The 13,743-nt window shown below is 68.1% G+C and carries 15 protein-coding genes; 4 read left to right on the forward strand and 11 right to left on the reverse strand.

The window, feature by feature from the left end; all coding sequences use genetic code 11:
• Window positions 1–2: 2 nt before the first annotated feature.
• The 4 genes from AC1RAD_RS30155 to speD are packed head-to-tail and all read right to left on the reverse strand — an operon-like array spanning window position 3 to window position 3,474.
• Window positions 3–1,394, reverse strand: a complete 1,392-nt coding sequence (locus tag AC1RAD_RS30155; protein ID WP_062473541.1) for an aminopeptidase P N-terminal domain-containing protein — start codon at window positions 1,392–1,394, stop codon at window positions 3–5.
• A gap of 6 nt (window positions 1,395–1,400) precedes the next feature.
• The gene (locus AC1RAD_RS30160) at window positions 1,401–2,345 is read right to left on the reverse strand and encodes a hypothetical protein (RefSeq protein WP_492738785.1); all 945 of its coding nucleotides are present in this window, start codon (window positions 2,343–2,345) and stop codon (window positions 1,401–1,403) included.
• On the reverse strand, window positions 2,342–3,070 hold the full coding sequence (locus tag AC1RAD_RS30165; RefSeq protein WP_492738830.1) for a nucleotidyltransferase family protein: 729 nt from the start codon (window positions 3,068–3,070) through the stop codon (window positions 2,342–2,344). The genes AC1RAD_RS30160 and AC1RAD_RS30165 overlap by 4 nt, the downstream gene beginning before the upstream one ends.
• A 14-nt stretch (window positions 3,071–3,084) precedes the next feature.
• A complete protein-coding gene (gene speD, locus AC1RAD_RS30170) occupies window positions 3,085–3,474 on the reverse strand; it encodes an adenosylmethionine decarboxylase (protein WP_492738787.1) in 390 nt (129 codons plus the stop codon).
• Between the two features lie 149 nt (window positions 3,475–3,623).
• Here speD and AC1RAD_RS30175 point away from each other — a divergent pair, with 149 nt between their 5' ends.
• A complete protein-coding gene (locus AC1RAD_RS30175; RefSeq protein ID WP_062473533.1) occupies window positions 3,624–5,729 on the forward strand; it encodes a transketolase family protein in 2,106 nt (701 codons plus the stop codon).
• Window positions 5,730–5,792: 63 nt separating this feature from the next.
• Window positions 5,793–6,794, forward strand: coding sequence for a type I glyceraldehyde-3-phosphate dehydrogenase (gap, locus tag AC1RAD_RS30180; RefSeq protein WP_056575024.1), 1,002 nt, complete (start codon window positions 5,793–5,795; stop codon window positions 6,792–6,794).
• 71 nt (window positions 6,795–6,865) lie between these two features.
• Here the strand turns inward: gap and AC1RAD_RS30185 are convergent, their stop codons facing one another.
• The 3 genes from AC1RAD_RS30185 to AC1RAD_RS30195 all read right to left on the reverse strand — a co-directional run bounded on the left by AC1RAD_RS30185 (window position 6,866) and on the right by AC1RAD_RS30195 (window position 8,465).
• On the reverse strand, window positions 6,866–7,462 hold the full coding sequence (locus AC1RAD_RS30185) for a hypothetical protein (protein WP_082818070.1): 597 nt from the start codon (window positions 7,460–7,462) through the stop codon (window positions 6,866–6,868).
• Window positions 7,463–7,477: 15 nt separating this feature from the next.
• On the reverse strand, window positions 7,478–8,068 hold the full coding sequence (locus AC1RAD_RS30190; protein WP_492730142.1) for a hypothetical protein: 591 nt from the start codon (window positions 8,066–8,068) through the stop codon (window positions 7,478–7,480).
• 88 nt (window positions 8,069–8,156) lie between these two features.
• Complete coding sequence (locus tag AC1RAD_RS30195) at window positions 8,157–8,465, reverse strand: putative quinol monooxygenase (protein WP_062473527.1); 309 nt, start codon at window positions 8,463–8,465, stop codon at window positions 8,157–8,159.
• A gap of 220 nt (window positions 8,466–8,685) precedes the next feature.
• On the opposite strand from AC1RAD_RS30195, the gene AC1RAD_RS30200 reads away from it, so the two are divergent.
• Entirely contained in the window at window positions 8,686–8,976 is a 291-nt protein-coding gene (locus tag AC1RAD_RS30200; protein ID WP_062473524.1) for a YciI family protein, read from the forward strand.
• A 24-nt stretch (window positions 8,977–9,000) separates the two neighbouring features.
• Here AC1RAD_RS30200 and AC1RAD_RS30205 read toward each other — a convergent pair whose 3' ends face one another.
• Together AC1RAD_RS30205 and AC1RAD_RS30210 are read right to left on the reverse strand one after the other, a co-directional pair.
• Window positions 9,001–10,074 carry a pirin family protein gene (locus AC1RAD_RS30205; protein WP_492738789.1) on the reverse strand — a complete coding sequence of 358 codons (1,074 nt, stop codon included), beginning with the start codon at window positions 10,072–10,074 and terminating at the stop codon, window positions 9,001–9,003.
• 148 nt (window positions 10,075–10,222) lie between these two features.
• The gene (locus AC1RAD_RS30210; RefSeq protein ID WP_492738791.1) at window positions 10,223–10,639 is read right to left on the reverse strand and encodes a VOC family protein; all 417 of its coding nucleotides are present in this window, start codon (window positions 10,637–10,639) and stop codon (window positions 10,223–10,225) included.
• Window positions 10,640–10,803: 164 nt separating this feature from the next.
• On the opposite strand from AC1RAD_RS30210, the gene AC1RAD_RS30215 reads away from it, so the two are divergent.
• Window positions 10,804–12,378: a CYTH and CHAD domain-containing protein gene (locus AC1RAD_RS30215; protein WP_492738792.1), complete on the forward strand. Its 1,575-nt coding sequence runs from the start codon at window positions 10,804–10,806 to the stop codon at window positions 12,376–12,378.
• Window positions 12,379–12,409: 31 nt separating this feature from the next.
• Here the strand turns inward: AC1RAD_RS30215 and AC1RAD_RS30220 are convergent, their stop codons facing one another.
• Window positions 12,410–13,246: a DUF6216 family protein gene (locus AC1RAD_RS30220; protein WP_492738794.1), complete on the reverse strand. Its 837-nt coding sequence runs from the start codon at window positions 13,244–13,246 to the stop codon at window positions 12,410–12,412.
• Between the two features lie 18 nt (window positions 13,247–13,264).
• Window positions 13,265–13,741: an FKBP-type peptidyl-prolyl cis-trans isomerase gene (locus tag AC1RAD_RS30225; RefSeq protein ID WP_492738796.1), complete on the reverse strand. Its 477-nt coding sequence runs from the start codon at window positions 13,739–13,741 to the stop codon at window positions 13,265–13,267.
• Between the last annotated feature and the right edge of the window lie 2 nt (window positions 13,742–13,743).

Genomic DNA, 13,743 nt, shown 5'->3' on the forward strand with positions numbered 1-13,743 from the left:
GCTCAGGCGCGCATCAACGCCTCGATCTCATCCGCCTTCACCGGCACCCCCCGCGAAATCAGTTCGCAGCCCGTGGCCGTGACGATCGCGTCGTCCTCGATGCGGATGCCGATGTTGTGGAATTTTTCGGGCACGCCCTCGCCGGGGCGCACGTAGATGCCGGGCTCCAGCGTCAGCACCATGCCCGGGTGCAGGATGCGGCTCGGGCGGTTCTTGATGAGTTCGTTGGACAGCGGGTCCTTGCGCTCGCTCACCTCGCCCACCTGCGTGGGTTCGACATAACTGCCGCAGTCGTGCACGTCCATGCCCAGCCAGTGGCCGGTGCGGTGCATGTAGAACTGGAAGTAGGCGCGCGAGTCGATCACGTCGTCGACGCTGCCGACCTTGTTGCCGTCGAGCAGGCCCAGGTCGAGCATGCCCTGCGCCAGCACCTTCACGGCCGCGTCGTGCGGGTCGTTGAAGCGGTTGCCGGCCTTGGTGGCGGCGGCCGAGGCGTCCTGGCTGGCCAGCACCAGGTCGTACAGCGCGCGCTGCGGGCCGCTGAACTTGCCGTCCGCGGGGAAGGTGCGGGTGATGTCGCTGGCGTAGCCGTCGAGTTCGCAGCCGGCGTCGATCAGCACCAGCTCGCCCTTGCGCACGGGCGCGGCGTCGGCGCGGTAGTGCAGCACGCAGGCGTTGGCGCCGGCCGCGACGATGGAACCGTAGGCCGGGTACTGCGAGCCGCCCAGGCGGAACTCGTGCAGCAGCTCGGCGTCGAGGTGGTACTCGCGCACGTCCTTGCCCTCGCGCAGCATGCGCGCCGACAGCTGCATCGCGCGGATATGGGCGCGGGCGCTGATCTGCGCGGCGCGGCGCATGATGTCCTGCTCGTGCGCGTCCTTCACGAGGCGCATCTCGTCGAGCGGGCCGCACAGGTCGCGCTGCTCCTCGGGGCACAGCGCGCCGTAGCGCACGCGCGCGCGCACCGACTGCAGCCAGCCGTCGATGCGGGTTTCCAGGCCCTTGTGGGTGGCGAAGGGGAACCACACGGTGGAGCGGTTCTCGAGCAGCTTCGGCAGCTTGGCGTCGAGGTCGTTCACCGAAAAGGCCTCGTCCACGCCCAGCGCGGCGGGGGCGGCGTCGGGGCCGAGGCGGTAGCCGTCCCAGATCTCGCGCTCCAGGTCCTTGGGCGCGCAGAACAGCGTGGCGCGGCCGTCGCCCGCCAGCACCAGCCACGCGTTCGGCTCGGTGAAGCCGGTCAGGTAGTAGAAGTAGCTGTCGTGGCGGAACAGGAAGTCGCTGTCGCGGTTGCGCTGGCGCTCGGGTGCGGTGGGAACGATGGCGATGCCGTCCTTGCCCAGTTGCGAAGCGAGGCGCGCGCGGCGCTCGGCGTAGATCGTGGTGTCATTGAGCATGGGATTTCACTTTCGATACGGTGCAAGTCCGGGGTCCGCGGGTACCAGATGCCGCCATGGGAACACATCCTGCGCAAAGTGGCTGACGTAGCCGCCGATCGTTGACTGGATGACCATGAATTGCAGCCGCTGCCGCACGCTCTGCAGCTGTTGCAGCTGCGCCAGGTCGAGGCAGGTGTTGCGCAGCCTCAGCACGCGCAGCTGCGCGCCCACGGGGCTGTGCAGCAAGGCCTCGTAGTCTTCGAAGGCCGTGATGCCGCCGGGCGTCCGGTCGGCCGGCCACGCCATCTGCTGCTCGGTGGATTCGGAAAAATCCAGCAGCCTGAGGCCCGGCAGCTGCGTTGCGGCGGCCAGGTGGCGGATGAAGTGCTGCGTGGCGAAATGGGCGCCGACGCACAGGCTGGTCAGTTGCGGCAGCGGCACGGCGAAGAAGTCGGCGTTCGGCGCGTTCGGCACCGTCAGTTCGCTCAGGTGCGGCGTCTTGCGCACCCAGCGCGCGATGTCGCCGCCTTCCTCGAGGATGCCGTAGTTGGTGCAGACGAGCGACTGGTTGTGGTCTTCCGGCTGCGTCGGCTTGATGAACAGCGAGCGCAGGCGGGGAAACATCACCGGGCTCTCGAGCAGCGGCGTGAACATCCATTCGCGCGAGCCGTTGGCCCCGCTGTCGGGGCCGCTGAACGACAGCGAGGTGATGCAGTCGGCCACGTCCTGCCGGCTCAGGCAGGCCAGGGTTTCGTCGAAGGCATCGCCCCATGTGTCGCCGAAGTATTCGACGTGCCAGCCCTGGCGTATGGGCGCGAGGCTCAGGCGCGTGAAGTCGCTCACGTAGAGCGGGACGGTCAGCGGGTCTTCGGGCGCGCCGTCGTTGCGTTCGGCGGCGGTGGCCAGGGCCAGGTCCTGCAGGCGCTGCGGCAGCAGGCGCAGGGCGTCGGGCAGCGGCGCGAGCGTCATGCGCCCGCTGCCGGCGCGACCCCGGCGTTGAGTTGCTGCAGGCGCTGCGGCGTGCCCACGTCGGTCCAGTCGCCGGTGTAGAGCTCGGCGCTCACCTGCTGGTTGTCCATCGCGGCGCGCAGGATCGGTGCCAGCGGGGCCTTGATGCCGTCCGGATTGCCGGCCGGGATGTCGCAGTACGGCGGCGCGAACAGCGCGGCGCGGTACAGGCCGATGGTCGAGAAGGTGTATTTTTCGGCCGCCTGGTTCAGCGCGAGCCCGTCGGCCGAGAGGCCGAAGTCGCCCTTGGGGTTGTGCGCCGGGTTCGGCACCAGCCACAGGTGGGCGAGCTTGCCGCTGGCCAGGAAGCGGTCGACCGCGGCCTGGGTGAAGCGGAAACCGGGCGCGAACACGTCGCCCGCCGCCACCCAGAACACCTCGCCCAGCAGGGGTAGCGCGCGCACGATGCCACCGGCCGTCTCGAGCGCGCCGCCGAAGTCGCGGCCCTCGTCGGAATACGAAATGGACAGCGCACCATGCCCGTCCAGCACAGGGCTCGCGCCGAACCGGGCGGCAACCTGCGCGCCCAGCCAGTCGGTGTTGACCACCAGCTCGGTGAAGCCGCCCTCGGCCAGCGCTTCCATCGGCCACTGCATCAGCGGCTTGCCGCGCACTTCGAGCAGGGGCTTGGGCGTGGCGTCGGTCAGCGGCCGCATGCGTTCGCCGCGGCCGGCGGCCAGGATCATCGCGTGCACCGCCATCACTGCACCGACCCGGCCACACGGCCGCGTTGCAGTTCGTTGCGTTCGCTGTGGCGGGGCTGGAACAGCGCCACCAGGCAGGCCATCAGCGCATGCGCCTTGGCCGAGTGGTCGGCGCCGAAGTTGCAGACGTACACGTCGAGCGTCACGCCGCGTTGCTCCGGCCAGGTGTGGATGCACAGGTGCGATTCGGCCAGCAGCAGCGTGGCCGTCACGCCGCCCGGCCCCTGCGGCGTGGCCGGAAAACTGTGGACCAATTTGCCCACGGCCTGCAGCCCGGCGGCCGTCACGGCCTTGGTGCAGACCTCGCCGAGCGCGCGCCCGTCGGTGAGCCATTGGAGGCCGCATTGGCAGTCGTGGAGATCGGCGGTGAGGTGCAGCCCTTGCATGGGGGGCAACTCTAGCAGCCGGGCCTGCGACACAAGAGAGCATCAGTGGGGTGTTGGCCCTGTATCGAGGCCGGGCGCGGCTCGCCCGGTAAAATCTCGGGTTCTCCCGTATCCCCCACCCACCCTTTTCCCCCGAAAGCCCACTGCCCATGGCAAACCAAGCCCTGATGGCCAACGCGATCCGCGCGCTGGCAATGGATGCCGTTCAACAAGCCAATTCCGGACATCCGGGCGCACCGATGGGCATGGCCGACATGGCCGTCGCCCTGTGGGGCGAGCACCTGCGCTACAACCCCGCCAACCCGCATTGGTTCGACCGCGACCGCTTCGTGCTGTCCAACGGCCATGCCTCGATGCTGATCTACGCGGTGCTGCACCTCACGGGCTACGACCTGCCCCTGGCCGAGATCAAGAACTTCCGCCAGCTGCACAGCAAGACCGCCGGCCACCCCGAAGTCGACGTCACCCCCGGCGTCGAGACCACCACCGGCCCGCTGGGCCAGGGCATCACCAATGCCGTGGGCTTCGCGCTGGCCGAGAAGCTGCTGGCCGCCGAGTTCAACCGCAAGGACCTGGCCATCGTCGACCACCACACCTACGCCTTCCTGGGCGACGGTTGCATGATGGAAGGCATCAGCCACGAAGCCTGCGCCCTGGCTGGCGCCTGGCACCTGAACAAGCTGATCGCCCTGTACGACGACAACGGCATCAGCATCGACGGCCAGGTCAAGCCCTGGTTCATCGACAACACCGAAGAACGCTTCAAGGGCTACGGCTGGAACGTCGTCGGCCCCATCGACGGCAACGACGCCAAGGAAGTGGCCAAGGCCATCGCCAAGGCCAAGAAGGAAGCCACCAAGCCCACGCTGATCGTCTGCAAGACCACCATCGGCAAGGGCAGCCCGAACCGCGCCGGCACCGCCAAGGCGCACGGCGAGGCGCTGGGCGCCGAAGAAATCAAGCTCACGCGCGAAGCCATCGGCTGGCCCTACCCCGCCTTCGAAATCCCGGCCGAGGTGTACGCCGACTGGGACCACAAGGCCGAAGGCGCCAAGACCGAAGCCGCCTGGAACGACACCTTCGCCGCCTACACGGCCGCATACCCCGAACTCGCCGCCGAGTTCACGCGCCGCATGAAGGGCGAGCTGCCCAAGAACTTCCACCAGGTCGCGTTCGACACCGTGGTCGCTGCCCACACCAAGGGCGAAACCGTGGCCAGCCGCAAGGCCAGCCAGCTCGCGCTCGAGGCCTTCACGGCCGCGCTGCCCGAAATGCTCGGCGGCAGCGCCGACCTCACGGGCTCCAACCTCACCAACACCAAGAGCACCGCCGCGCTGCGCTTCGACGCCAAGACCGGCGCCGTCGTGCTGAACGCGCCCCCCGCACCGGTGGTGCCCCAGGGCGGCGAAGACGAAGCCGCACAAGGTGATGCCGTCGAGCCGCCGCACGGCGAGATCGGCCGCCACATCAACTACGGCGTGCGCGAATTCGGCATGGCCGCCATCATGAACGGCGTGGCGCTGCACGGCGGCTACATCCCCTACGGCGGCACCTTCCTCACCTTCAGCGACTACAGCCGCAACGCCATCCGCATGGCCGCGCTCATGAAGCGCCGCGTGGTGCACGTGTTCACGCACGACTCCATCGGCCTGGGTGAAGACGGCCCGACGCACCAGTCGATCGAGCACGCTGCTTCGCTGCGCCTCATCCCGAACCTGGACGTCTGGCGTCCGGGCGACACGGCCGAAACCGCCGTGGCCTGGGCTGTCGCGCTGCAGAACGCGACGCGCCCGACCGCCCTGCTGCTGAGCCGCCAGAACATCGCCTACGCCGCCAAGAGCGACCTGGGCGACATCAGCCGCGGCGCCTACGTGCTGTCCGAGCCCGAGAACGTCGGCCTCAAGAACAAGAAGACGGCAGCGGTCATCATCGCCACCGGCTCCGAAGTGCAGCTCGCGCTGGCCGCCCAGAAGCTGCTGGCCGACAAAAAGATCGCCGTGCGCGTGGTGTCGATGCCCTCGACCACCACCTTCGACCGCCAGGACCTGGCCTACAAGAAGGCCGTGCTGCCCAAGAAGATCCCGCGCGTCGCGGTCGAAATGGGCTGCACCGACGGCTGGTGGAAGTACGGCTGCGCGGCCGTGGTCGGCATCGACAGCTACGGCGAGTCGGCCCCCGCGCCCGTGCTGTTCAAGCACTTCGGTTTCACGGCGGAGAACGTGGCCGCCACCGTGGAAGCGGCCCTGCGCGACTGAGCGTCGCGCGGTTCGTCCTCTTCCCGTCCGATCAAAAGTTTTTCAACCTTAGGAGCAAGTCAGATGGCTATCAAACTCGGTATCAACGGCTTCGGCCGCATCGGTCGCAACGTGCTGCGCGCAGCCGTGCAGAACTTCAAGAACGACATCGAAATCGTTGCCATCAACGACTTGCTCGAGCCGGAATACCTGGCCTACATGCTCCAGTACGACTCGGTGCATGGCCGCTTCAAGGGTGAAGTCACGGTCGAAGGCAACACGCTGATCGTCAACGGCAAGAAGATCCGCCTCACGCAAGAGCGCGACCCGTCGCAGCTCAAGTGGAACGAAGTCGGCGCCGACATCGTGCTCGAATCGACCGGCCTCTTCCTCACCAAGGAAACCGCGCAGAAGCACATCGACGCAGGCGCCAAGAAGGTGATCCTGTCGGCCCCCTCGAAGGACGACACCCCCATGTTCGTCTATGGCGTGAACGACAAGAAGTACGCCGGCGAAGCCATCATCAGCAACGCCAGCTGCACCACCAACTGCCTGGCCCCGCTGGCCAAGGTGCTGAACGACAAGTGGGGCATCAAGCGCGGCCTGATGACCACCGTGCACGCCGCCACCGCCACGCAGAAGACCGTGGACGGCCCGAGCAACAAGGACTGGCGCGGCGGCCGCGGCATCCTGGAAAACATCATTCCGTCGTCGACGGGCGCTGCCAAGGCCGTGGGCGTGGTGATCCCCGAGCTGAACAAGAAGCTCACCGGCATGAGCTTCCGCGTGCCGACCTCCGACGTGTCGGTGGTCGACCTGACCGTCGAACTCGTCAAGGACGCCACCTACGCCGAGATCTGCGCCGAAATGAAGGCACAGAGCGAAGGCGCGCTGAAGGGCGTGCTGGGCTACACCGAAGACAAGGTCGTCGCCACCGACTTCCGCGGCGACCCGCGCACCTCGATCTTCGACGCCGAGGCCGGCATCGCGCTGGACGGCACCTTCGTGAAGCTCGTGAGCTGGTACGACAACGAATGGGGCTACTCGAACAAGTGCCTCGAGATGGTGAAGGTCGTGTCGAAGTAAGACTTCGCGGCTCCCACGAAAAACGCGCCCTCGGGCGCGTTTTTTTATTGGGCGAGTGGCCGTCGAACGGCTCAGCGCAGCTTCTCGTTGCGCCGTATCTCGCTGCTGAGCTGCGCTGTCATCCGCGTGGCCGCGCGCCGGGCGGCCAGGCCGTAGTCGCCGTTGAACTCGCCGAACTCCGCCGTGCCGTTGCCGACCGCGCGCACGCGTGTGACTTCGGCGCCCGCGGTGTCGGTCACCACGCAGGCCACCTCGGCCGTGAAGGCGGTGGGCGGCCAGGTGATCCATGAAGACGAGCTCGAATCGGTCTTGATCTGCGGCGTGAACACCAGCGACACGCCCGCCGCCTCGTTGGCCTTGGCATCGCCGGCGGTGCGCAGCACGACCACGTTGCGGTAGACCGCGCGCAGCGCGTCGCGGATCGATTTCTCGAGGTCGCGGTACGGGTAGTAGCTCACGCGGTCGCCGCTGCCGCCGGCGGTGGTCACCTGCAGGTCGCGTTGCGCGTCGGTCATCACGTAGGCCACCTTCTTGGGAATGAGGTGGGCGGCCGACCGGGGCGGTGCGGTCTCGGTGATCATCGTGATCGGGTGGGCGCAGCCCGCCAGCAGCACGGCGGTTGCCAGCACGGCAGCCAGCCGGGGCGTCAGGAAAGAAAGAAGCGTCATGGTGCGTTCCCGTCCTTACTGCGCAGGCGGCGCGATGGCCGCGACGAATTGCGGATCGGCATACACCTGCCGCAGCAGCGCCCGCACCAAGCGCGGGTACGCGGCCTGCCCGGCGGGCACGGCCACGATGTTGGCGTAGCTCGAATCGAAGGCGATCTCGCCGCGGTAGGTCTTGCGCAGCGTCTGCGCGGCGTTGCGCGTGACGGTGACTTCGACGTCCATGCGGCCCGAGCCGTTGATCACGCCCAGGTCGAGTTCATTGACGAGGATGCGCGCCGCGATGCGGGTCGGCGCCTTGGGGTCATAGACCGAGATCTCGCTCAGGTCGCGCATCAGCGCGTCTTCGAGGTACTGGGCGAAGGTGCCGCTGGGCGACACGAGCCTGGCGCGGCGCAGGCCCAGGGTGTTGATCCTGTCGTTGGGGTCGGTGGGTTGCACCTTGGCCACCGCGACCTTGCCGGGGTTGTGGGCCTCGAGCCGGTCGAGCGCTTCGTAGTCGGCGGCATAGGGCGGCGCGCCGAGCTGTGCGCAGCCCGTGGCCAGTGCCGCCAGCAGGAGCGCGCCGGTGCGCCAGCGCAGACCCTGCGGTCTGGAGACGATCGCCATGTCTTGAACCCCCTCGTCCGAGATGTCTTCTTCTCCCCGGCGCGAGGGTAGCAGGCATCGCGCCGCGCGCGAAGGCGGCGCGAAAGACTCAGATCGGTTCGAGCACGTGGATGCGCTTGCTCTCGGTGAGCTCCCTGGTCTGGGCGCTGAAGGCCGCCATGTGCGGCGCGACCGCGTGCGCCTGCAGGGCCGGCAGCGAGGCCCACTTCTCGATCACCACGAAGGTGTCGGGCCCGAAGCTGGCCTTCGACGGGGGGATGCCCTGCGCGTCGATCGTGGCGGCGTACTCGATGCAGCCCTCTTCGGCGAGCACGGCGGCGCGGTTGGCCTTGAAGGCTTCGAGCAGCAGGGCGCGCTGGCCGGGCTTGGCGGTGATGACGGCAACGACTTGGATCATGGAACAGGGTCTCCGGTGAAGTGACATGAACTGAGGAATGCAACGACCGAATCTACGAGATCGCACGCCGGTGCGCAGGTCCGGTGGGCGACAAGGCCGCCGGTCGGCCGCGCATGCACATGCCGCATGCGACAGTTACCCGCGAGACACACTCTCGCCCCGCCACGGTCGTGGCGAGGTCATAGGATCGGGTCATCTTCCGCATCGACCTGCCTTTGCCATGTTCATCGTCACCCTGACCTACATCCGTCCGCTCGAGGAACTCGACGCGCTGATGGATGCGCATGTCACCTGGCTCAAGAAGCACTACGCCAGCGGCCTGTTCGTGGCCTCGGGGCGCCAGGTGCCGCGCAAGGGCGGCGTGATCCTCGCGCGCTCGGGCGACCGCGAGGGGCTCGAGGCGGTGCTTGCGCGCGACCCCTTCGTGCAAGGCGGCGTCGCCCGCACCGACGTGATCGAGTTCATCCCGAGCATGACCGCGCTGAGCGTCGAGGTGCTGCGCGGCTACTGAGAGCCGCGCAGCCTCGGAAGCCGATCAGGCCCCCGGCACTTCCTCGCGCCCGTCCGGGTGCCGCGCGAAGCGCGCGGCCTCGGCGCCGTGCACCGGCGCCGGATCGGTCCAGGGCCAGCCGCCGAACTGCGTGCGGCGGTAGTCGGCCATCGTCTGGGCGATCTCGGCCTGCGTGTTCATCACGAAGGGGCCGTACTGCGCCACCGGCTCGCCGATCGGGCGGCCCTGCAGCAGCAGGAACTCGCCGTCGCCCTCGGGGCCGTTGCACAGCTCCACCGCTGCGTCGGCGCGCAGCTCGATGGCCGCCGGCCCGTCCACGCGCCGCCCCGCCACCTGCGCGGTGGCGCCCTTGAAGAAATACAGCATGCGCCGCGTGCCCTCGCCGGCGGCGGGCGGCAGCGTCCAGCGCGCACCGGGGGTCATGCGCAGCGTCCAGATCGCCAGGTCGGCGCCGGCCTGCGCGGCCCACGAAGCGGGCGGCGGCGCGAGCGGGTCGATGGCCGCCTGGGCCTGCGCATCACTGGCGCCGAAGCGCCCGGCGATCACCGCCACCTCGGTGCGGCCGCCCTGCGCGTCGTCCGAGGCGAAGCGCGGAATCGCCTCCGACCAGAACATCGTGAAGTGCGGCTCGGCCATCTTGTTCTTCGCCGGCAGGTTGAGCCAGATCTGGAACAGCTCCAGCGGATTGGGCGCGCCGGCGTCCAGCAGCGGGAACATCTCCGAATGCACGATGCCCTTGCCGGCCGTGAGCCACTGCACGTCGCCGCCGCCGAAGCGCGCCGTGGCGCCCAGCGAGTCGGAATGGTCGACCAGGCCCTTGCGCACGATGGTCACCGTCTCGAAGCCGCGGTGCGGGTGCGAGGGAAAGCCCGGCACCGTCTCGCCGTGGTACATGCTCCAGCCGTCCTTGCGGCTGAAGTCCTGGCCGATCTGGCGGCCGGCCAGCGAGGCCTCGGGGCCCATGCGGCCGTTGCCCTTCGGGTACGCGTCGTCGTGGTAGACGCAGAACAGGAAGGGGTCGAGCGTCTGCCACGGGAAGCCGAGCGGCTGGACCTGGACGATGGGAGACGCGCTGTTGTTGTCGTTGCTGTCGGACATGTCGGTATTCCTTGGTGAGGCAGGCACGGCCGCCATGCGGGCCGTGCCGGAACCAGGAATATCGGGGCGCCGCCGCCTTTCGGTAGGTGCCTTGCGCGCAACGATCAAGAGCGCATATGGAACGATGGGCATCGTCCGGCCCCCACGTTCACTGCCCGGGCATCTCGGCGTTCGGGTCCATGTAGACCAGTTCCCAGATGTGGCCGTCCAGGTCCTGGAAGCCGTGGCCGTACATGAAGCCGTAGTCCTTCGGCTCGCGCGGCGTCGTGCCGCCGGCGGCCACCGCCTTGGCGACCAGCTCGTCGACCTCGGCCCGGCTCTCGCACGACAGGCACACCAGCACCTCGTTCTCCTTGCGGGCGTCGGCGATGCCCTGGTTCGTGAAGGTCTTGAAGTAGTCCTCCATCAGCAGCATCGCGTGGATGCTGCCTTCGTGGATGACCATGCAGGCGGCGTTGGCGTCGGTGAACTGCGGGTTGAAGCTGTAGCCCAGCGCGCCGAAGAAAGCCTTGCTCTTGTCGAGGTTCCGGACGGGGAGGTTCACGAAGATCTGCTTGGTGGCCATGGTGGGGTTCCTGTGTCGATGAAGGGTGGGTCGGGTGTTTTCCGACGTCTTTGTGTACGCCGTCCACAAAAGATATCAAAGAAAATGGACGGTGTCCACATGATTTTTCGGCGCACCGGAAATCGGCCGGCACCACGTCGCTGAGGGGAAAAAGAGCGGGCATCATGAACACCATGGAAATCGAGTTCAAGTTCTGCATTCCCGCCGGCCGCCTGAAGGCCGTCGAGGCCGCATTGCGGCGCGGCGCCGTCGTGCGCACGCGCCTGCAGGCCCGCTATTTCGACACCGCCGACCAGCGCCTCGTCGCCGACGGCATGGTGCTGCGGCTGCGCAAGGAGGGCCGGCGCTGGGTGCAGACCGTCAAGGCCGCCGGCGACAACGCGCTGCACCGGCTCGAGCACAACGTCGACCTGGGCACCGGCGCCGCCGCGCCCGCCATCGACCCCGCGCGCCATGCCGGCACGCCCGTCGGCGAGCGGCTGGCCCGTCTGCTGCAAGCGGCCGACGGCGGCGCGGTGCCGCTGGTCGAACGCCAGTCGACCGACATCGTGCGGCTCACGCGCGACCTGCGCGTGAGCGGCCCGGCCGGCGCGGTGGTCGAGATGGCACTCGACGTCGGCAAGGTCGTCGCGCACGCGGGCACGCCCGCGCAGCGCGCCTCGCCTGTGTGCGAGCTGGAGCTCGAACTCAAGAGCGGCGACGTGCAGGGGCTCGTGGCGCTGGCGCGGCGCTGGTCGCAGCAGCACGGCCTGTGGTTCAGCACCGTCTCGAAGGCCGAGCGCGGCATGCGCCTGCTGGCCGAACAGGAGACGGTGCCCGCCGTCAAGGCCGAGGCGCCGCGCTTCCCCGCTCACGGCCGCGACGGCCGCGCCCTCCAGCAGGCCGTGGTCGCGTCGTGCCTGGACCAGATGCTGCCCAACGCCAGCGAGATCGCCGCGGGCAGCACCGACGAAGAACAGATCCACCAACTGCGCATCGGCATCCGTCGCCTGCGCACCGCGCTGCGCGAACTGGCGGGGCTCGACGCTGACACCAGCCGCTTCGACGCCGCCGCCTGGGAGCCGCCGCTGGTCGACGCCTTCCGCGCGCTCGGCGAACTGCGCGACCGCGAACAGGTGGTGAAGCTCGCGCAGCCGCGGCTGCGTGAAGCAGGTGCGCCGGAGGTCGATCCGCTGGTGGGCGATGCGGTTGCTGTTGCGCCAACACTGACACCCGGCGACATCGTGCGCGCTGCCGCATTCCAGGACGTGCTGGTGTCCTTGATCGGCTTCACCGCTGCTGCGCCCGCTCCGGAGTCGACAAGCCCGGCGCCGCTGACGGCCGACGAGGCCCGCCAGCAGCTTCGCGAACGGCTCCAGCGCCTGCACAAGCAGGCAGTACGCGACGGCGAGCGTTTCGAATCGCTCGCCACCGAACACCAGCACCGCGCGCGCAAGCGGCTCAAGCGCCTGCGCTACCTGGCGGAGTTCGCGGCACCGCTGTTCGCCGAGGCGGAAGGTGGCAAAAAGAAGAAGGACGCGGCCGAGCGCTACTTGAAGGCGCTGCGCCCCGCGCAGGACGCGCTGGGCGAATTCAACGACGAGGCCGTGGCGCTCGCGCTGTACCGTGAGGTCGCATCGCGCGACCCGCGTGCGTGGTTTGCGGTGGGTTGGTTCAGCGCGCGACGCGCGGCGGGGGCGACGGCGTGTCGCAAGGCGTTGGAGACGATCGGCGAGGCACCGAGGTTCTGGAAGAAGTGACGGTGCTGTTGCGGCACCGTCAGCGCTGACATCAGGTCGAGAGGCCCAGGCTCAGCTGGGTGCCCGGCACGGCTGGGTCGATCTGCCTCCCTGCGAGTTTCTTGGCAGAAGCCCCTGCGACCCAGGAAAAGAAGCTCATCCAGAACAGCACGGCGCTCACGCCGAACAGCTTGACGGACGACCAGAACTGTTCGGCAAGCGTGCGCTTGAGAAAGGCATTGGCGCCGCTGTCCGTGAGGATCGAACAGAGGATGCCTACCTCCTGCTCGGTGAATCCGCTGCGCTGTGCGTTGGCGCTGGCAGGGCGTGTGCAATCCGCGGCCTTCAACGATCTGGGGCCGAACGGAATGATCGAACCGAGACTACCGACCTGTGTGGGTGTCGCGAAAAAGTACCGTTGTGTCGCGTTGAGGGTCATGAGAGTTCGGTCAAGAAACAAGCTGCCGAAACTCAGTGCGGCGACAAGCAGCCACCAGAACAGCCCTGCCGCCCTCAGCTTTTGAGTGAATCCTGACGGCAGCTTGTCCACTCTGACCTGCCGGGCATCCGGATCGAAGAAATCACCGCACAGGCGCAGGCGGTACATCTGCACATCATTCAGCTTCGTCCAGCGAATGAGCTCATGTGCCTTCTCGAGCGACGAAACGGGAACGCCTGCCAGGATGCGGAACGAGATGAAGCTCGCCTCTTCCTCGGCGAACGCTCGGATTTCGGGGTCGGCAATTTCTTGCTTCCCGCGAACAAATTGCCAGAGGCGATGGACAACGACCTGCCGTGATCCTGCGCGCAGGATGGCCCAGACGAACGCAAATGCGATCAGCGCTGGCGGCAGGAGGCCCAGAAACCCGGAAACGCTGGAGAACTCCATCGGGTTCGCGGCTGCTTCTTAGTGATGGTGGCCATGCGCCCCATGCACATGCCGGTGCTCGATCTCCACCGGCAGCGCCGCGCGCACGTCCGTCACCTGCAGGCTGAACTTCAGCGCCTTGCCGGCCCAGGGGTGGTTGCCGTCGAGCAGCACGACCGGGCCCTTGATCTTGGTCACGGTGAAGACGTGCTCGGTGCCGTCGTCGAGCCGGCCCTGCAGCTGGCCGCCGACCTTCACGCCGGGCGGGAACTCGGTCTTGGGGATGGTGCGCACCAGCGCTTCGTCGCGCTGACCGAAGGCGTCTTCGGGGGCGAGGTTCAGCGTGGTCTGGTAGCCCTTTTCCTGGCCGTCGAGCGCTTGCTCGATCTTGGGCAGGGTGTTCTCGTAACCGCCATGCAGGTAGGCCATCGGCTCGGGGCTGGCTTCGATGAGCTTGCCCTGGGCGTCGGCGACTTTGTACTTGAGGGTGACGACGGTGTCTTTTGTGATTCGCATAT

It is taken from the genome of Variovorax sp. GW823-FHT04B03 (assembly GCF_058796495.1).